Annotated in this window: 13 protein-coding genes, 5 pseudogenes and 1 CRISPR repeat array (1 of these 19 only partly in view); of the genes and pseudogenes, 8 read left to right on the forward strand and 10 right to left on the reverse strand. The window is 57.7% G+C overall.

Features of this window, described 5'->3' with window-relative positions; all coding sequences use genetic code 11:
* Window positions 1–178: 178 nt before the first annotated feature.
* Window positions 179–643 carry a pyridoxamine 5'-phosphate oxidase family protein gene (locus tag QQ977_RS15925; protein ID WP_285928859.1) on the reverse strand — a complete coding sequence of 155 codons (465 nt, stop codon included), beginning with the start codon at window positions 641–643 and terminating at the stop codon, window positions 179–181.
* Between the two features lie 379 nt (window positions 644–1,022).
* A complete protein-coding gene (locus tag QQ977_RS15930) occupies window positions 1,023–1,532 on the reverse strand; it encodes a hypothetical protein (RefSeq protein WP_285928861.1) in 510 nt (169 codons plus the stop codon).
* A gap of 196 nt (window positions 1,533–1,728) precedes the next feature.
* Between QQ977_RS15930 and QQ977_RS15935 the strand changes: the two are divergent.
* The 4 genes and pseudogenes from QQ977_RS15935 to QQ977_RS15950 all read left to right on the forward strand — a co-directional run.
* Window positions 1,729–1,998, forward strand: a pseudogene (locus QQ977_RS15935) (IS5/IS1182 family transposase); the annotation flags it as partial.
* A gap of 72 nt (window positions 1,999–2,070) precedes the next feature.
* Window positions 2,071–3,170 (forward strand): annotated as a pseudogene (locus QQ977_RS15940) (IS630 family transposase).
* Window positions 3,171–3,579: 409 nt separating this feature from the next.
* On the forward strand, window positions 3,580–4,452 hold the full coding sequence (locus tag QQ977_RS15945; RefSeq protein WP_285928862.1) for an alpha/beta fold hydrolase: 873 nt from the start codon (window positions 3,580–3,582) through the stop codon (window positions 4,450–4,452).
* A gap of 90 nt (window positions 4,453–4,542) precedes the next feature.
* A complete protein-coding gene (locus QQ977_RS15950; protein WP_285928863.1) occupies window positions 4,543–5,121 on the forward strand; it encodes a carboxymuconolactone decarboxylase family protein in 579 nt (192 codons plus the stop codon).
* A 16-nt stretch (window positions 5,122–5,137) separates the two neighbouring features.
* Here the strand turns inward: QQ977_RS15950 and QQ977_RS15955 are convergent, their stop codons facing one another.
* Complete coding sequence (locus QQ977_RS15955) at window positions 5,138–5,677, reverse strand: AmiS/UreI family transporter (protein WP_285928864.1); 540 nt, start codon at window positions 5,675–5,677, stop codon at window positions 5,138–5,140.
* A gap of 206 nt (window positions 5,678–5,883) precedes the next feature.
* Between QQ977_RS15955 and QQ977_RS15960 the strand changes: the two genes are divergently transcribed.
* A complete protein-coding gene (locus QQ977_RS15960; RefSeq protein ID WP_285928865.1) occupies window positions 5,884–6,147 on the forward strand; it encodes a transcriptional regulator in 264 nt (87 codons plus the stop codon).
* Window positions 6,148–6,214: 67 nt separating this feature from the next.
* Here the strand turns inward: QQ977_RS15960 and QQ977_RS15965 are convergent, their stop codons facing one another.
* Window positions 6,215–6,850 carry a hypothetical protein gene (locus QQ977_RS15965; RefSeq protein ID WP_285928866.1) on the reverse strand — a complete coding sequence of 212 codons (636 nt, stop codon included), beginning with the start codon at window positions 6,848–6,850 and terminating at the stop codon, window positions 6,215–6,217.
* A gap of 218 nt (window positions 6,851–7,068) precedes the next feature.
* Here QQ977_RS15965 and fmdA point away from each other — a divergent pair, with 218 nt between their 5' ends.
* On the forward strand, window positions 7,069–8,331 hold the full coding sequence (gene fmdA, locus QQ977_RS15970) for a formamidase (protein ID WP_285928867.1): 1,263 nt from the start codon (window positions 7,069–7,071) through the stop codon (window positions 8,329–8,331).
* A 79-nt stretch (window positions 8,332–8,410) separates the two neighbouring features.
* Here fmdA and thsA read toward each other — a convergent pair whose 3' ends face one another.
* Both thsA and QQ977_RS17300 read right to left on the reverse strand, forming a co-directional pair.
* Window positions 8,411–10,114: a thermosome subunit alpha gene (gene thsA / locus QQ977_RS15975; protein ID WP_285928868.1), complete on the reverse strand. Its 1,704-nt coding sequence runs from the start codon at window positions 10,112–10,114 to the stop codon at window positions 8,411–8,413.
* 79 nt (window positions 10,115–10,193) lie between these two features.
* Window positions 10,194–10,661, reverse strand: a pseudogene (locus QQ977_RS17300) (DUF6036 family nucleotidyltransferase); the annotation flags it as partial.
* A 102-nt stretch (window positions 10,662–10,763) separates the two neighbouring features.
* Between QQ977_RS17300 and QQ977_RS15985 the strand changes: the two are divergent.
* Entirely contained in the window at window positions 10,764–11,087 is a 324-nt protein-coding gene (locus tag QQ977_RS15985; RefSeq protein ID WP_285928870.1) for a hypothetical protein, read from the forward strand.
* Between the two features lie 90 nt (window positions 11,088–11,177).
* Here QQ977_RS15985 and QQ977_RS15990 read toward each other — a convergent pair.
* Window positions 11,178–11,471, reverse strand: a pseudogene (locus QQ977_RS15990) (cell division control protein Cdc6); the annotation flags it as partial.
* A gap of 80 nt (window positions 11,472–11,551) precedes the next feature.
* On the opposite strand from QQ977_RS15990, the pseudogene QQ977_RS15995 reads away from it, so the two are divergent.
* Window positions 11,552–12,663: pseudogene (locus tag QQ977_RS15995) on the forward strand (ISH3 family transposase).
* Window positions 12,664–12,756: 93 nt separating this feature from the next.
* On the opposite strand, the gene QQ977_RS16000 reads toward QQ977_RS15995, so the two are convergent.
* From QQ977_RS16000 to QQ977_RS16010, 3 genes are all read right to left on the reverse strand, one after another.
* Entirely contained in the window at window positions 12,757–14,136 is a 1,380-nt protein-coding gene (locus QQ977_RS16000; RefSeq protein WP_285928871.1) for an IS4 family transposase, read from the reverse strand.
* Window positions 14,137–14,254: 118 nt separating this feature from the next.
* Window positions 14,255–15,493: a PQQ-binding-like beta-propeller repeat protein gene (locus QQ977_RS16005; protein WP_285928872.1), complete on the reverse strand. Its 1,239-nt coding sequence runs from the start codon at window positions 15,491–15,493 to the stop codon at window positions 14,255–14,257.
* Window positions 15,490–16,725, reverse strand: a complete 1,236-nt coding sequence (locus tag QQ977_RS16010; protein ID WP_285928873.1) for a PQQ-binding-like beta-propeller repeat protein — start codon at window positions 16,723–16,725, stop codon at window positions 15,490–15,492. The genes QQ977_RS16005 and QQ977_RS16010 overlap by 4 nt, the downstream gene beginning before the upstream one ends.
* A gap of 314 nt (window positions 16,726–17,039) precedes the next feature.
* Window positions 17,040–18,165: a CRISPR direct-repeat array (repeat unit 30 nt; unit sequence GCTTCAACCCCACGAGGGTTCGGCTGAAAC) (it continues 3,703 nt past the right edge of the window).

Raw genomic sequence — 18,165 nt, forward strand, 5'->3', positions numbered from 1 at the left:
AATTTCTTCGATGGTTACTGATCGTGATTGCATGGTTCGACTAGCGGGCCAGGACCGCCAAATCATGACACTCAATATACCAGTAGATATTCCACCAATATAAAATTTCCCTAGTTTAGTGCTAGAATGTATCGATAGGGGATTTCTATAAGTAATGGGGTGTGGCAGTCGTGCTGAGTCACTTGAACGTTGTTGATCCGCGTTCTTCAGTGCCTTGCCGACCAGTCAGCGAGTCGACCTCAAACGCGTGCCAGGAAATCTCTCTGTCTGATCCCTCCTGACGAACAGGCGTGTCGGTCTGGGCAGCTTGATTAAAGTAGACTGCGGCTGCCCAGGTAGCGACTTCTTCGTCGGAAAGCGATACTAATGATCCTGTCGCGATGGCACTTTGCCAGTTATCGTTAGAATCGTAGTCGTAGGTGGTGAGCGTGACAGTCTCGCTCGTCTCGAAAAACGATCGTTTCTGGCTCTCTGGCTCGGAGACAAGCTGTATGACACACCGGCTGGTCGTCGGATCATACCCATACGAAATGGGAATTCCGTAGCCGGTGTTTTCGTCTGCGAGCGAAAGAACTCCATGCCCACGGCTCGCAAAGAACTGTTCAGCCATTTGTTCGGCCATGTCTTCACCTATATCTCCCATCGTAGCTCACCACGCATAACTGAAGATTCGCTGTGAATGTGTAGGTTTCCTGTAATGAATTCCTAGCGAGTGCCAGAATCGGTGGACAGTGGGTTGGGGGACGGGTTGAAACAGACACTCTGGTTGATATTATAGACTGTCCAACAATAAAGGTAGTGGCCAACTAGCCCTTCGTCTCTTGTCGTCGGGTAGATCTACAGAGAACAGAGCCAGCTCTGATTCGTCGACAAATCACGCTTCACCGCCAGTTAACTAAGGCTGATTTGTGAGGTACTGAGCATACCGGATGATGACCTGACAGGAGCAATTATCTACTAATGACTTTCTGAAGTGCTGAGGCTTCTGCACCACCGCCTAACAGCCGTTGCGAATACGGTGGTCAGGATTCGTCGGAGTCGGGACACTGACCGTCCGTCGGCCGGTCCTGGTCTCCCTTCTTGCGGACCTTCCGACCCTTCAGGACGAACTTGCTGGCTTTCTGGGTGAACTTCGTCCCCTTGGCCAACACGACCTTCGTGCCTTTCCCGAGCTTTACTGCTTTCCCCACCCGAAGAGCCTTCATCCCGCCGACGAGCGCTTTGCCGGTCTTCGCGGCCTTGAGAAAGGGGATGGTCAGAAGGATATCCACCCATCGGTCACGAAGGAACTCGCGGTAGGTTTCATAGAGGAAAAAGCTCAGCAGAATCTCGCTTACGAAGTACGCCAGCAGCAGGTACTGCAGGTGTGGCTTGAAAGCGTACAGCGGATTCGCACTCGAAGCGAGGAGCTCGAGATACAGGTACAGCGGGATGACCAACAGAACTACCACGAGTAGGTCATCGACGCGTTTTTTCACCGAGTAGACCCTCGAATCCTCCAGCTCTCCTACGTCGGCGGCGTCAGTCGTCACATTGTTCCCTTCTATCGGCGTCTTCTGTCCCCAGAAATGATAAGGTTGCTCCATCGAAGCGATCTAGTCCAAGCTTCAACCCCACGAGGGTTCGGCCGTCGGGGTGATTTCTGATTCCATTGCTCTGTTGAATAGCGATCTAATCCGCCGATATCACTAGCTTAGAAGGATGAAGCCGAGGAATTCGATTCTGCCTATGGAAATCGATATTCTCGACTTCGTTGAGCAGTGTCGTGACCTAGCTAAACAAGCGTTGGGGAAGCACGCGGGCGAGCCCGCCAGCGGCGGGTTCGCCCGCTGGGTCCATGTCGTCCTACACTGTTTTCGGCTCGAAGAGGGCCACAGCTACCGTGAAACGCCGAATCGGCTGAAGTATATGGCCGAGGTTCGTGACGTACTCGGTCTCGATCAAGAGGATCTCCCTGACTATAGCACGATCTACAAATCGTTCGACCGGCTGAAAATGTGAGTGTGGCGGGCGTTGCTGCGCGTTTAATGCGTGAGATATCTTTTGTAAGTTGATGCTCGTGATAGGACAATGGGAAACAGTCGTCGAAAAGACATAGCCTATCACCTTCCTGAGGAACGGATCGATGAGTTACATCGTGAAGCTGAAGATGAACACCGGCTACGACGGCTTGGGTTTCTGAAGAACCTCTACCAAGGAGACACAATTCCGGAGGCCGCCGACCGGAAGGGCGGTCGGCAGCCACCGGTGATCGGTGGGCAGAGTCGTGAAATGAAGGGGGTCTGGAGGCACTTATGCCGAGTTTCGGGGGCGGACGACCCCCGAAACTCGACGAAGACGAACAAGACGAGTTGGTTGAACTTCTCCGCGAAGGACAACCGTGGAAATCCCAGGAGATCCAGCACTTACTCAAGGAAGAATTCGATGTTGAGTATCACCCGGATTACCTCGGAACATTCCTCCGTGGCCTCGGATTGTCCTACGCGAAACCACGGCCAAAGCGTCCATATCGTCCGGAGAACCCAGAAGGGATTCTCGACGAGCGCGTCCGCGACGCGCTCGACGAGGATCCAGATGACGACCCACACAACAAACGCGAGGGAGACGACGAAGAAGGCTGGGTCGTTGACGATGATGTCTGCACAGACGGTGGCACCGTCGTTGGATTTCTCGATGCATCACAGCCACAGCCGTACGATAATTCGCGGCGTGTCTGGTACGTTGACGATCCGCACGTGGAGCGGCCGTTAGTGAAGACCGAAGACTCTGCGGTTGGATTCTACGCGCTGAATGGTGAGAGCCTGGTGAAATGGACCGAGGATGAGACGAAAGAACGGATTTGCGGCGTGTTAGAGAAGATCCGCGAGCAGAATCCCGGCAAGCGGATTCTGCTCGTCTTGGACAAGCACGGATCACACGTCTGTGAATACACGCGCAGGCGCGCCCATCAACTCGGCATCGATCTCGTGTTCCTTCCATCCGGGTCGCCGCATCTCAACCCGATCGAATAGGTTTGGAAGCATCTGAAGTGGACAATGTCACCGATCATCGTCCAAGACGAAGACGAGTTTCACGAACTCGTCAAGGACGTGTTCGAACAAGTGACACAACGGGTCAGCTTAGCCAAGAAGTGGGCAAGAGACTTTCTTGACTTTCAAAAGTTATCTTGATCATTACGCTCGCGCAACTCATCATGAGGGAAACGCTCTTTGAATCCGATCAACAATCACTGAATCCGGTGGGGAGTAGTCACACTATCCACCGGATTTCTCTGACTGGTAGTCTCAACGATATCTAATCAGACAACGGTACACTCTGCTAAACTAGAACGGATGCACATTTTACAGATGGCACATTGACCGCTCAAACATCCACGGGGAGTCTATTGGATATCTGTCATTGCGACGAGCGGAACGACGAGTTGCTCTCTACAGGAGCGGACTGCCCGCGTGCTCGCATCGATCGGTGCGCTATCAACGTGGTCGGTTGCGTGGCTGGCGTTGGAATAGCTGTTCAAAAGCAACGCTTCGGCTGATCAAACGACCCAGGTTATAGGATATCCAACGTGCAAAGCCGAGTATGTTCGAAGACTTCGAGGAGACGCGTATCGACGTTGGCGAGGCAGAGATTCACGTTCGTAAGGGCGGCGACGGACCCCCATTGCTGTTGCTTCACGGATACCCACAGACACACGTGGCTTGGCACAAGATCGCACCGAAACTGGCCGAAGACTACACGGTTGTGGCGCCCGATCTCCGCGGGTACGGGGACAGTACAGGGCCACCCGATCCCGAGACGAGTCAGTACTCCAATCGGGTGATGGCTGAGGATATAGTCGTAGTCATGGAATCACTGGAATTTGGTGAGTACCGAATAACCGGCCACGACCGCGGTGCCCGCGTCGGCTATCGGTTCGCACTCGACCATCCCGAGCGAGTGGAGAAGTTGGCGCTGCTCGACATCATCTCGACGCTCGAAACGGCCGAACGAATGGACTACGAATACGCTCACGCTATGTATCACTGGCTGTTCCTGGCCCAACCACATCCGACCCCGGAAACGTTGCTCGCCAACGAACCGTCCTTCTACGTCGACCACCTGATAGACAACTGGGCGGTGTACCCTGAGCGCCTCAATCCGGAGGCGGTCGCTGAGTACCACCGTTGTTTCGAGAACGAACGGGTCATCCGGGCGAGTTGTGAGGACTACCGGGCCGGGCTGAGCGTCGATCTCAAGCACGACCGAGCTTCACGGGAGGCTGGCGACCAGATCGAGTGCCCGGTGCTGGCGCTCTGGGGCGACGCCTCGGGAACCGTCGACTTCGATCCGCTCGACATCTGGAAGCGGTGGGCCACCGACGTCAGCGGCCGAGGGCTGTCGTGTGGCCACTTCCTGATGGAAGAAGCCCCCGAGACGACCCTCGCGGAACTCGAGTCGTTCCTGAAACGGTGACCGTGTCGCTACTCTGGAACGTTACTTCGAGGCCTCCAGTTTCTGTAGGACGATCGATCTTTATGTGGGTTGGTAACATAGAATGTTGGTATGCCATCCCGGATCGAGCCAATAAGCCCTGGTGAGTCGGACGACGAAGACGTCAACGAGATCCTCCGGGCGAGTGAAACCGGCTGGTACAGGGACTCCGCGTACTTTGGTGCAGTTGCTCATCAGCCACGACTGCTAAAACGGCTCGTGGAGACGTTCCGGCTCTTCCCTCGGAGCGACTCGATCGATGCAGAGACACTGGAACTGATGCGGCTGCGGGTTGCTGCCGTCCATCGGTGTGCCTACTGTGGCACCGTTCGTACCTGGGACGTGAAAGATGCAGTCGAGCCGAAAGAGGACGCAGTTTTCTCCGAGGAAATCGACACGAGCACACTCACACGGCGTGAGGAGCTCGCGGTTCGCGTGGCAGACTACATGTCTCGAGATCCACAGGAGATACCTGACGAGTTCTTCGGTGAACTGAGCGAGGAATACAGCGACGAGACTATCATCGAACTCCTGTTGTTTGCCGGACTCGAGGTTGGGCTCGACAGGTTCTGTATCGCATTACGGCTAGATACCACCGAAACAAGTCCGTATCCGACCGGACTCGAGTATCCGCTCGAGCGAGAGACGTAGTCTCGAATCGACGGTTTCAGGCCCACGGCCAGAAGCCGGCCGCCATCAGATAGCCGGCTGCGCCGGTAACGATTCCGACGAGCGCGGTGAACCACGCAATCGGGCTGGTATACTTCTGCATTTCCAGCCCCAGCAGCACCCAGAAGGTTGCCCAGAGGACCGCCCAAGTCCACCAGAGACCGGCAAGCCCGAGGTCACCGTCGAGAAACACCAGGTACCCTGTCGGGATGGCAAGCACGGTGACGAGGATGCAGTACCAGCCAAACGATCGCTGATCACCGATGCCACGGATTGCGTTCGCCCCGATCCACAAGTACGTAAACGAAAACAGTAACGTTCCAGCTGCTACGAACGCATCTCCGGACTCGTATTCGCCGAACGCCCACAGCTCACCGAACGCCCACCACATCGCGATGATGAACGTGAGTATCCCGACGAAGAAATTCAGTATCGCGACGTCGCTGTCCGTCCCTTTGCCGAGCAGCCATATCCCGTTCACTACTAGCACGGCACCGACGAAAATCAGCCCCATGCCCAGGATCATGTACAGTGACATTAGCGTTCACCGTTATTGCGTGTTATTACCACGCAAATCCCACTTCACCGGACGAAATAATAGTTCTGACCACAGGACTCGTGAAATATCACCGGTTGAACACTGTCTCGGACTGATAGACGAGCGAAGAGAACACCAAACTTCGACGAACGACTACTGGCCACATGCAACGGTTATGTGTGAGGATATAGTTGAGACGGTCACGGATGTCGAAGGATACGATCAATCCTAACACAGAGAGAGACAGGCTGTCACCACAGATGCTCACTGACCGGTTCGACAGTCTCAGCGTCGGTGACGAGATTAGCTTCAACGATCGAGACACGGTGTACGAGGTCGTCGAGACGGACAAGTACTCGGTAACGGTCGCCGATCCGAACGACAACCATATCAGGCTCTCACAGAACCTACAGACCGGTGGCTGGGTCGCCCACGAGGAGATCTGGTGGATTGATTCCAAACAGGAGTAACCCGTCTCGCATCGAACGGCAACATCCGAGAGTGTTGGCGTGGCACGGATTTCGGATCCTCGATTGATCAGACGGTCTGCAGAAACAACCGAAACTCGAGATCGTCTTTGGACGTCCCGACGACGTCGGAAAACCCCTTTTCGAACGACCGTTCGAGGATGGTCCGATCGGTGATATCGGGAGTGCACAGGTGGTCTGCGATCCGCTGAACGTGGTCGGCGTGCACTCCCGAAGCCCGCAGTACGATTCCCGCGACAGAGTCGTCCCGGGTGAGCGCGGTCGCTGCCGTCGTCGCGACGGACTCGACGTCGTCGTGGTCGAAGACGAAGACGCTCACGAAGTTCTCCTCGTCTCGTCTCAACAGTTCCACGTTCGATCCGTCGGTTCCCGGTTGGCGATCCGTTGCTTGGTCCGTGACTAGCCGATGGAACGTCTCGGCCCGTTCGGCGATGTGTTCTCGCCATCGCGTGGGACTCTCGTCCGGGAAACAGCGAATGCGGTACCGCTCGTCGTCTATTCGGTCGATGAGGCCGTACGCAACGAGAAGGGTAAGACGGTACTCGACGTCGGACGCGGACGGTTCGTCGTCCACGTGATCGGCGAGATTGACTGCCGAGAACGGGTTGTCACCGAATGAAGCGTATGCCGCGAGGTACGTCTCGATGCAGTCGTCGATCGCTGGAAGTGAACCGAGCGTCGCCATTGAATCTGTACCGTACTCGGCGACGGGTGGACAAAAAACAGTGTCGGGTACTCTCGGTTATCGAACCGTATCGAACGCCTAAACGATTCCGCACCGAAGTGCTGTGCGATCAGTTCACGACGCTCGATTAATGCCACTTAGACCCCATTGTAATAATTAGTTTGATCCAACCCATCAAACAGTTATAAATACTATTGCGTTGGGCGTCAACACGTACCATGCCCGAAACGATATTCGAGGTCGATGTCGATGCCTCCATCGACGACCAACCGGATCCGATAGTGAACCGCTGGCACCCGGACGTGCCACCGGTGGCGACGATCGAACCCGGTGAGAAGGTCCGGATCGAATGTCTCGACTGGACGGGGAATCAGGTGAAAAACGACGACAGCGCGAACGACATCCGGGACATGCGGCTTGACCCCAACCACCACCTGAGCGGCCCCTTCGAGGTCGACGGCGCCGAACCCGGTGACGTGCTCGTGATCGATATCTTGGATCTCGGGCCGTTCCCGGACAACGAGTGGGGGTTCACCGGCATCTTCGAACAGGATAACGGTGGCGGCTTTCTCACCGATCACTTCCCGGAAGCCCGCAAGGCGATCTGGGATGTCGACGGCGTGATGACTCACTCGCGTCACATCGACGACGTCAGGTTCCCCGGCTGTGTCCATCCCGGCATCGTCGGGACTGCGCCATCGCACGAACTGCTCGAGCGGTGGAACGAACGTGAGCAGGCACTCATCGAACGGGGTGCGGACGCCGAAACTGCAGTCAATCACGAAACTCGAGAAGACGATCCGCCGCTTGCCCTGCCACCGGAACCGAACGAGGTGTTACTCGGGGACATGGACGAGGAAGACGTCGAGGAAGCAGCGGCAGAAGCCGCCCGAACGATCCCGCCCCGGGAGAACGCAGGCAACTGCGACATCAAGAACCTCGGTCGCGGCTCCCGGGTCTATCTTCCCGTCTTCGTTGACGGTGCGAACTTCATCACCGGGGATCTGCATTTCTCCCAGGGTGACGGAGAGATCACCTTCTGTGGGGCCATCGAGATCGCCGGCTGGATCGACATGAAGGTGGACATCATCAAGAACGGGATGGAGCAGTTGGGAACCGACTACGCGATGTTCAAACCCGGATACCAGGACCCCGACTTCTCGAACTACGTCGTCTTCGAGGGCTACTCCGTCGACGAGGACGGGACCCAACACTACAAGAACGCGAATGTCGGTATGCGCCGGGCGTGTCTGGACGCCATCGACTACCTGACGAACTTTGGCTACACCGAGGAGCAGGCGTACATGCTCCTCAGTACGATTCCCGTCGAGAGCCGCATCGCAGGAATCGTCGACCTGCCGAACACCTGTGTGACGGTGTCGGTCCCCAACGAAGCCTTCGACATCGACATCGATCCAGATACGCTTACCGACGAGTACGCGTCCGTCGGCGGCAAGGGCGACGTTGCCAAGCCCTCCTGACAATACCTCTTATCGTTTCACCGATACACTTCCTTTCCCAAGGAAACCGGTGGGGAACTCCGCTGGGTCGAACGCCGGGTCAGTGCCCCATCGAGTGGCCAACGGCCCACGGGTATCCGTCGGTACTTTCGACGACACCACCCGGACCGTGCTCGTGGTCGTGGTCGTGTTCACCTGCGTCCTCCTCATGAGACACCGCGACGACCTCGTCGACGCGGACGAGCAGATTCGCGGCCTCGGTCGCGCTGGTGATCGCCCGCTCGGTGACCGCGAGGGGTTCGAGGATCCCACCCTCGACCACGTCGCCGATCCGACCCGACTCTTCCTCGAGTCGTAATCCTGTCGCGTGATCGCCGTCGTGATGTCTCGCTCGTAACTCAACGACGACATCGATCGGACTCATGCCCGCCGACGCGGCGAGAGTCCGGGGGATCTCTTCCAGGGCGTCCGCGAACGCCTCGACGGCGAGTTGTTTCTTCCCGGGGACGTTCGACGCGCTCTTGCGGAGATCCCTCGCGAGATGGATCTCCGTTGCACCCCCACCGGGGACGACGACGCCGTCTTCGATCGCACGTGCAAGGACGTGAAAACAGCCGTCGACGACTCGCTTCGTCTCGTCGGCGACCTGCTGTGTCCCACCCCGGAGGAGCAACGACACCTGATCGCCGCCTGTTCCGCCGTCGACGATCGCGACCTCGGTCGGGCCGAGATCACGGCGCTCGACGCGCTGTGCCAGTCCGGTATCCGCAGCCGTCAGATCGTCGACCGGGCCGACCGGATTCGCTCCTGTCGCACGACCGACCTTCTCGAGTTCGTCCCGGCGTGTTCGTTCGACGGCGAGAACGCCAGCCTTCGTCAACAAGTACTGGATCATATCGTCGATCGACTGCTGGCAGAAGAGGACGTCTGCACCCGCGTCAGTGATCCGGTCGACGTACCCCTCGTAGACCTCCCGCTCGTACGCTTTGAGATCGCGTAGATCCGCCGGAGACTCGAGGGTGACCGCACCCTGCCCAGTCGCCGTTTCAATCGTCAGCTGGTCATCGACAAGGGCGACGGTGGCTGATTCGAACACGTCCGGGAGGCCGAGCTCGGGCGACACCGGTGTCGTGGACGACGATTCCATGTCGATGACGAGCCCCTCGACGACCGCCGAGTCGTAGTAGGAACGCCCCGGGATCGCCTTGCGCGTGATGCGTTTCAGATCGACGGTCCCGTCCTGTTCGATCGACTGGACTGCGTCGACCGTTTTTTCCGCCAGGAACTCACTCGCTTGGCGATCCCACTTCCCCGTGACCGACGTCCGTGCGACGGTTCGAAGCCGAGAGCGGTCGTCGGGGTCGACCGGAATCGCCCGTTCGCGTAGCGTCTCACGTGCACGTTCAGCAGCGAGGGTGTATCCCCGCGCGATGGTCGTCTCGTGGAGCCCCATCTCGAGCAGCGACTCGGCCTCCTCGAGCAACTCACCGACGAGTACGAGCGCTGACGTTGTCCCGTCACCCACCTGTGAATTCTGTTGTGCCGCGATTTCGACGATCGATCGTGCGGCAGGATGGCTGATATCCATCCGATCGACGATACTTGCCCCATCGTTGGTCACCACGATCGTTCCGTCCGAGCTTATGAGGAGTTTGTCCAGTCCCTTTGGACCGAGCGTCGTCTTTATCGCCTTCGAAAGCGCTTTCGCAGCCGCGACGTTGTCCGACTGTGCATCGCGTCCGTCGAGCCATTGAAACTCGCTGCCCCGAGAGAGTACCTGGTATGAATTGGTACCGTTTGTCATGGACTAATTCGAATGTGCCTCTCACCAAGTGCGACCAAAAAGCTACTGCGGACTTGCAGTACGTGTTCCGTGTCGTGTCATCGTCCCCCAGGCGTTCGGTTTGAGCTTCGAGTTCATCCCGGACGACGTCGTAGTCGAGGCCGGCCTGCACGAGCATATTCATGTCCTCGATATCGTCGTCGCGGCCTGCGACCAGTTTGAACAGGAAGATATCCTCGTTGCTGACTAACCGGATCGTCAATCGATCCGTGTTGAGGAACGGCTCGCTGCGCTCTTGCATGCCGTCGGTGAGGACGAGCTTGTTCGCGACCTGCTGGTTGAAGATGTCGAGGCGACACCCATCGGCGTTCTTGACGCAGCTCGTCGCACCTAATGCCCGGTAATCTGGATCCAACGACTGCACTTCCGCATACCCGAGGTCCAGCAGGACGGCCCACAGCTGTCCGTACGCGTCGCCATCCGGGACGACCAGGTCGATATCTTTCGTCGCCCCCTTTTTGAGGTCGCGCAGCGACATCGCGCCACCACCGATCAGGCAGACTAGAAGTTTCGAGTAGTGTTACAGTCAGCAGGCACGGGAGTCGCCCCATCGTTTTAACCAACAAAACTATGGATTAGCAGGTTGTGTTGGTTAACACGAGAGCAGCCGATGTCCTACGAACCCCCGACCCCACCGGCGAACCTCCCGACGGAGATCGTCAACACGCTCAACGAGTCGACTCCGGAACGGCTCCGAGACGTTGCGACGTACGCCGAAGCACTATCCGAGCACAAGGAACGTGAGGCGCGTCTCGAGGAGTCGGCTGACGAGGAAGCAGTAGAGGAGCGACCAGACGACCTCCCGGACGATGTCCCTGCCAAGGCAACGATCACGATCAAGGAGATCAACGACAATCGCTACTACTACTGGCAGTGGCGAGATGGAGAGAAGATTCGCCCACAGTACAAAGGCCCGGTTAACCCGGACGAGTAAAACTCGAGGAGGCAGGACACCCACCCCACGTTTCCGTCGTATCGAGGAATACACTCGTGACCAGGGGTGTGCGAAGCCCTGAAACGTGAGCTAGGCCAAATCCTCCAGCCGGCTGTCCCGAAGTACGGATTTCAACACGATGCCAGTATCCTGAACCAGTCGATGCTCGAGATAACTGCCTTCACCCCGGCCACCACCAGTTCGAGTTGATTCTACGACGCCGAGGAACGCCTGCTCTTTCAACAGCTCGTAGACACGGTGCTCGCTGAGAGTCTTCGCATCAGCCTTCTCTGTCGTCGCCTTATAGCGTTCGTAAATGCGGTTAGTCGAGAACCCCTCCTCGTTCGGATTCTCCTCAGTGAGCAGCGCGAGTGAATAGAGGATCAGTACTTCACAAAGCCGCTTAGTTAGAACGTCTGCTTGCTGTGAATGTGCCTAGCAAACAGCAGCAAGCAGACAGTGAAATGCACGAGGACCAGCTCCTTAACTTTCTCGTCAACGTTCTCACCGGCGCATTTACCCTAACCTCGGAGAGAACGCTGAAATCGACCCAGAGGACATTTTCGAGGTCCTCGTCGGCGCGACCGCCGACGGGACCTCGATCTCTTCACTCTGCGAGAAGAGCGAAGACGCACCCTCTGGCAACGATGTTCTCTATCACCTGCGCACCAAGTTCGACCTCGAAACTGTCGAATCAACCGGGAACACGCTTCTCCAGCAAGACGTCCTCGAAACGCTCCCCCAGCAGGTGGAGGTCCGCGACGACCTCCACCTGCGGCCCTACTACGGTGACGAAGACGAGACTGACGGCCTCTACTACAGCGAGACCAAAGCAGGAACGACTGCGTTCCACGCTTACACCACACTCTACGCCCGCGTGAACAACAAGCGATACACCTTGGCGGTGCGCCGTCTTACCGACGGCGACACCGCCAGCGACGTCCTCGCTGAGTTCCTTGGATTGCTCGAAAACTTCGAGTTCGACATCAAAGCGGTCTATCTCGACAGCGGTTTCTACGACGGCAAGTGTCTCACGTTGCTCCAGGCCCACAATTTCGCGTACATCGTTCCTGTGATCAAGTGGGGCAGCAAGATCAAGAACGAACTCAGCACCGGTTGGAGTCGTGAGATCACTCCCGATCTCACGACATCCTACGGCGAGAACGAGTGGACCGTCGAGTTTCCAGTGATGATCGACTGTACCTACAAGAACGGGCGATACGGTGAGCACGGGGTGGCGCGTCACGGCTACGCCGTCGACGCGCCGTTCGTCGATGAACCTCGACAAGCCCGATCCCACTACAGCAAACGGTTCGGGATCGAAGCGAGCTACCGGCTCTCCGAGTCAACGATCATCTCGACGACGACGCAAGATCCAACGAGACGGCTGTTGTTCGTCGTGCTCAGCCTGCTGATTCAGAACGTCTGGCGGTACTTGCAGTGGGAGTATGTGGCGACGCCCCGCCGAGGCGGGCGTCGCCTCTGGTGGTGGCCCTTCGAAGAGTTCGTCGACATGGTGACTCGGGCCACCCGTTATCGCTTTAGCTCCAGATGGTTGACCGAGTCGGCAGTTTGAGTTCAAGCACTGCTGTTGAATTGCGAGACGTAACACACGCCAGATCGACGGCGTTGCCACTCACCGCTGATGCCGCCGGCCCGGCTGAGTCCGTCAGCCGGGCCGGATCGTTGCTAGTTCGCCGTCGTTGGTCAGGTTCGGATCGACACTGCCGTGAGCCACGCGCTCGGTCAGCGCGTGGCGATCTACGTTCGGATCAATCGCCCCTTCCAGAATCACCAGCCCGACATCGTCCCACGGATAGCCCAGTTGTTCGGCCATCGTCTCCAGGAGATTCCCGTTGAACTGCTGAAGGCGCTTCGAGAACCGCCTTGGTTGCACTCCGGTCGTTTCCTCAACGGAGTCGGAGTCGGCGGGTCCGAGCCGTGCTCGGACTCGCCGCAACAGATACCGGCTCAGCAACAGCATCAGAACTGCAGCCAAGAGAAAACAGTTAACTGCGGCTTCCCGGCGAACCGGAATTACCTCCAGCCCGAACACCTCCTTGAGTTCTTGGATAACCGTCTCGACACTCCATCTGTTGCTGTACAGCGCCGCGATTTCTCGCGGCGCGAACCTGTCTCTCGGGAGATTCGTCGCGTAGAGGTGGTACTTGTGGTCGGCTTCGACATCGTCACGATACGCGGGAGCGTCCTCATCGTCCTCGTGGCGAACGCCGATGACTCGGAGGTCGTAGGGAAGGTGCGGATCGTCCTGATCCGCACCGACCCGTGCCGTGACATCGGTGGTTTGCCGGTAAAGGTCGGGCAGCACCTCTTGGAGGTGCGTGCCCTCCAGATCGATCGAGTTCCCACGCACGGTTCGTGGTTCCTTGATAACGTGCGGATTCGCATCGGCGTTGAGTCGGGAGACGAACCAGCCGTCGTTGTCCTCAATGCGTCCTAACCGCTCGTAGTCGAGGTAGCCGAGATCGAACAACGTGAGCGAGTCTTCAACCCAGGTGTCAATCTCAAGCTGGGTGGTTTCCTGGGTTCGAGCACTCGTGATAGAGTCAAGGAACGGTGCGACCGATGCAAGTGATTCGACCACGTGGAGCTTCGCTCCAGCGTGGTCGTTCCCATAGCCAGGGAAAGCGTCGATCGCTTCCGGCGAAAGCGTGCAGATAGTCGCATCCGCGATGAAGACGTCCTGGAAGCGACTGAACCGCCCACCAAGCGAGGACTCGGTTCGGCCGAGTTCGACGCTGACGTAGTTGACGAGATCAGTGAGAAGCTCGGTCAGCTCGGGGGTGATCCACTGCTGGATCGACGAGTAGGCGACATCGTCGCCAGTGAACGTCTTGTAGTAGTCGTGAGCGGCACTGACCGAGCCGTTGGGCTCGGTCGTGCCGACCAAGAAGCTCCAGAGAAACGGCGTCGGGTTGATGTGGCGACTCCGTTCGATGAGGCCGGTGGCGCGACTGTGGTCGCGCACCGGCTGGGGAGGAATCAGATTGTTCAGCTCTTGGCAGATACGGTGAAGCCATCGATCCATGTCTCCGCGTGTACGCGGGCGAGAGTTGCAACTACCGTTTGCGCTGAATCCTTAAGCGATAACGGGTGGTGCGAAGCAGGGTTCGTCGGTCGGTTCGTTGATACCTATTTTCTTTCATTCACGACCCCTCAATTCGGTAGAGGGTATCGGTCCCGTTGGTCAGTAACACGTCGTCGATGACGGCGACGTCGACGCCCGACCACCCGTCGAGTTGAGTGTCGTACACGACCGTCCCGTCGACAACTGCAAGCGCCGAGAGCATATCTGTGTTATCGCTTACCCAGACGCGGTTACCATCTGGAACTGGCGGGTTCGAGATCGTCGCGTCGAGTCTGGTCTGCCAGCGAGTTAAGCCAGTTTCAGCATCGAGGGCGACGACGTAGCCGGCATCAGTGCCAACGAAGACCGTTTCGCTGCCGATCGCGAGCCCACCGCTTGGCTCTAAATCGAACGGCTCTCGCCACCGCTCGGACCCGTCAGCCATCTCGAGGGCGATGAGTTCGCCAGGGACCTGCCGATCGTAGCCCACGAATAGTTCGTCGTCGGCGACACTGCCCGTGAATCCGAGGTGGATGTCTAGTTTGTCGACGACGTCTCCGGTCGCCAGTTCGTATACGTATACGTGATTGCCGACGCCAGCGTACACTCGCTCGTCGGTGCTTCCGGCTTCGAAGACGAACGCCTCGGTGTATTCGTGTTCCCACCGCTGTTGCCCGCTTTCGGCCTCGAGAGCACGAATCACCGAATCTTGGTCGTCGTCGGAGCCAGAGGTATCGCTTCCGTACACGATGGCTCCGTCGGCGAGGGTTACGTGCTGAATCCGCGTTCTGGTCCCCGTAGAGTCGGTTTCTTCGACCCATCGTTCGGTGCCGTCGCTTGCATCGAACGCGTATAGCCGCGCGTCGTCTCCGTCGTTGTTTCTGGATCCGACGTAAAGACGCTCGCCGTCGCTTGTGAGCGTTTGACCCGGATTCAGTCGGTACTCCTCCGGTAGCTCGACCAACCACCGCTGGCTCCCGTCCGGGTCGCGCACCGAGACGCCATCGAACCCTCGGGTCAAGAAGACTCCATCCGTCTCGCCGACACTCCGGGGTGCTCGCTCGAGGGTCGTCATCTCCGAGAGACTGAGTTCGTCGATCTCGTCGACCGGCGGAGGATTCGACGCTTCGTTGTCATCGTCTACGCTGTCATCGTCTGCGCTGTCGCCATTGTCTCCCGCACTGGCCCCATCGCCGCTTCCGGCCTCAAGATTCAGACAGCCGGCCGTCGCAAACCCCACGCCAGTCACACAGAACAGCCGCCGGGAGACTGATCCAAGCGCTCGAGAGGTGGTCGACTCGTCGACGTTGCCTGTCATCGTTCGATCGAGTACGTGATCGGTTCGGCCTCGGTTGCGAGCACACCATCGGTCACCGCAAGCTGGAGCTCACCCTCGTCGTAGTCCGGAGTGAGCGTCCGATGGTGGCGAATGTCTCCGTCTCTTTCCTCAAGCGCATACAGGTCCTGTTGTTCGTCTGTGACCCAGACCAGTCCATCTTCAGCAACAGGTCCGGTGGCGACCGATCCCTCGAGACGTGTTTCCCAGCGTGTGTCTCCGGTCTCGCGATCGTAGGCCAGCACGTAGCCTGCCTCGGCACCGACACAGACCACCTCGATACCGACTGTCGGCCGACTCTCGATGTCCTGTACAGTTTCCGTCGACCAGCGCTGTTCCCCTCGATTCATATCGAACCGAGTAAGTGCGTTCCCAAAATCGTCTGCAACATACAGTTCCGAGCCCTCGTACGCGAGGGCATCGAACGTTGGTGTTACTGAATACGTCTCGAGTTTGTCACCGCTGGCCAGGTCGTATGCGATCAATTCGTTCGAAGCTGCCGTGTAGACGGTACCGTCGTAGACCGCGAGGCCGGTAACGAACCCCTCGTCAAACTGGTGGTCCCACAACTCGGTCCCTGAAGCGTCGAGTGCGCCCACACGCGGCTGCTGATCACTGCCGGAGCCATGACTCCCAACGCCGTAGACGACGCCGTCGTCGCTCGCAGTAAGCTCCCAGACGACATCTTCGTGTCCGGTTTCAGCAGCGTCGTAGTGCCACTCCGACTGACCCGATTCGAAATCGAACGCATAGAGACGCCCACCATCTTGGTCGGTGTGGTACGAATCGGCACCGACGTAAACCAGCGATCCATCAGTGTCGATCGGTCCATCGACCAGCAGTTCGTACTCGTCCCGACTCACTCGTTCACTCTCCCAGTCGACGGTCCCGTCGATGTCGACTCGGTTTACCCAGCCCTCTCCGTCTGGAGGGGCTTCCTCCTGGAAATAAAACTCATCATCGACCGCCGTTACCCAGCGTAAACTTCCGGCGGTATCGATCGTAGCTGACTCAGTGAGTGACACGTCATCGACGTGGACCGTTTGTTCTTCATCCGCTGTCTGTTCGTCGCTGTCGCCATCTGCTTGATCACTTTCGTCCTCTTCGCCCGCCTCAAGTAGGGGCTGGAGACATCCGCTTAATCCACCCAACCCACCAGCGAACGCAGCCGAGAGGACGGTTCGTCGCCGCCTCTGTGACCGGCTTGACCCCATGTACTAAATATCAAAAATCGGTATATTATTATATTTTCGGATATACCAACCTGACGGAGATTGCACGGCCAAAAATCATTAAATGTTGAAGTTCAAATTTGGTGACTGATAGGTTCTGCACCGCTCAGCATCGTCCGTTACGGGTTCTATTCAATCTTCGACCCGTCAGAGATTGTCTCCAGCCGGTCGGCGGTCTATGTGCGGACGCGACGGGGCCGACTTAGAGAGTCGGTTAGGTTGATTGCGTTTTATTTCTTGAACCTGTTTTTGTACGCGGTTCCGCTTACGTACGCAGGATTCGGTGCGACGGGAGAGCTTCAACCCCACGAGGGTTCGGCTGAAACACGTTTGTACACCTCCGAAAACGGAGTTTATAAAGGCTTCAACCCCACGAGGGTTCGGCTGAAACAGTCCACAAACGCAGCCACATCGCGTTCATGACCTCGCTTCAACCCCACGAGGGTTCGGCTGAAACGATCGAAGCCTCGAATCCCTCGCGCTTTCATCGGCCGCTTCAACCCCACGAGGGTTCGGCTGAAACACGTGGAAAAAGCGGTTATGTCGGAAGCCTTCGAGCTTCAACCCCACGAGGGTTCGGCTGAAACTTTCGGTACGATTATGCCGTCGATTATCAACTAAGAGCTTCAACCCCACGAGGGTTCGGCTGAAACCGGTACCGGAAAGATCACCGGGATTAAATCTGTCCATGCTTCAACCCCACGAGGGTTCGGCTGAAACGGGAATAATCGGTATCAAAAACCGGATGGATCATTTGGCTTCAACCCCACGAGGGTTCGGCTGAAACTCGTCCCAGACTCCATGTGTGCGTTCTCCAGAGACCGCTTCAACCCCACGAGGGTTCGGCTGAAACACCCCCACGACTCGATACGGTCGATCTCCTCAGCCCGCTTCAACCCCACGAGGGTTCGGCTGAAACGCGTCTACGCGACGAAAGAGTGGGTCAACGACGGCGGCTTCAACCCCACGAGGGTTCGGCTGAAACGATTGGTCAGACATGTTTTTCTTCCACCTCCAGTTGCTTCAACCCCACGAGGGTTCGGCTGAAACTCGGCCTTCAAGAGGCGTTGCGTTATCGCTGGCAGCCGCTTCAACCCCACGAGGGTTCGGCTGAAACCGGCGTACTTGGTGTATGTAACCTCGTCGACGCTCGCTTCAACCCCACGAGGGTTCGGCTGAAACCCTTCGAGGAGATGACCGTCACCAACGACATCGACGGCTTCAACCCCACGAGGGTTCGGCTGAAACTTGGTCAAATGGGGGATCGAACACGACCGTATCGAACGCTTCAACCCCACGAGGGTTCGGCTGAAACCGTACGTCGTCGGCGAGGAGGACTACACGGCCGACGCTTCAACCCCACGAGGGTTCGGCTGAAACTACGTTAAAATATCACTTCTGCGATAACAGACCAAAAGCTTC

Source organism: Natrialbaceae archaeon AArc-T1-2 (genome assembly GCF_030273315.1).
Lineage (GTDB): Archaea > Halobacteriota > Halobacteria > Halobacteriales > Natrialbaceae > Tc-Br11-E2g1.